This is a genomic window from Alcanivorax sp. HI0044 (genome assembly GCF_001634945.1).
On record NZ_LWEZ01001915.1, the window covers coordinates 1 to 947 of the forward strand.

General features: G+C 58.2%; 1 protein-coding gene and 1 tRNA gene. One reads left to right on the forward strand and one right to left on the reverse strand.

Going from position 1 to position 947, the window contains the following annotated elements:
• The first annotated feature begins 137 nt into the window (after positions 1-137).
• Positions 138-214, forward strand: a tRNA-Arg gene (locus A3730_RS28535).
• A 66-nt stretch (positions 215-280) separates the two neighbouring features.
• On the opposite strand, the gene A3730_RS28540 is transcribed toward A3730_RS28535, so the two are convergent.
• The coding region (locus tag A3730_RS28540; RefSeq protein WP_063539419.1) for an AraC family transcriptional regulator at positions 281-947 on the reverse strand (667 nt) is incomplete at its 5' end.

The following is a 947-nucleotide window of genomic DNA, read 5'->3' on the forward strand; positions in this document are numbered from 1 at the left end:
CTTATACTCGGATACCGGAAGGCGCTCCCGGCGCGCCGATTATAGCGATCCCGACACAGGATGCACCCAATCCATGGACGAGACCGCCGCAACCCGCTATCATTCGCGCCCGTTGAACCCCAAGTTCTTCAAGTTTTGCGCCCGTAGCTCAGCTGGATAGAGCGTTGCCCTCCGGAGGCAAAGGTCAGAGGTTCGAATCCTCTCGGGCGTGCCATCTAAAAAGGGCCTTCCAAATGTGGGAGGCCCTTTTTTATGGGTCACAAAAAATCCGCGGGACATCCTACGCCTTCTCTCGATACGCGCTGGGCGAACATCCCTGCCAACGACGGAAGGCACGCACGAAGCCTCCGGCATCGGTGTATCCCAAATGGGCCGCCAATTCCTCGATCTTCATGGTAGTGGTGTTCAGTAATTGCAGCGCCAGTTGGCGACGTTCTTCTTCGACCAGATCCCGGTAACTGGCGCCCTCCTGTTCCAGTTTGCGGCGCAGGCTGCGAGTGGAGAGGGCCAGCTCGCTGGCCATGTCATTGAGAGTGGCCCCCAGGCCCAGTTCACCGAGCAGTTTCTGCCGAACCTTGCCGGCAAGGCCGCTGTTTTCCACGGTATCCATACGCTTCTGGCATTGCTGTTCGAGCATGCGGGTAAGTACCGGATCGTAACCGGGGAACGGCTGACCGGCGCCAGCGCGGTTGACCAGAATGCGGTTGGCACTGGCATGAAAGGCAGGAGCGATGCCACACAGGCTTTCAATGGCAGAGGCACTGACATCCGGTTCACCGGTGAACTCGACCCCCTTGAATTCCACCCCTTGAAAAGTGATTTCCCTGACCAGGTTGAGAGCGGTAGCCATGTCGCGCTCAAGAAGAAACTGGCGCAGGTGCGGGGGAATCGGGTCCGGGTCAAAAACCACACCGAAAGCCTCACCATCCTCACAAACAGTAATACAG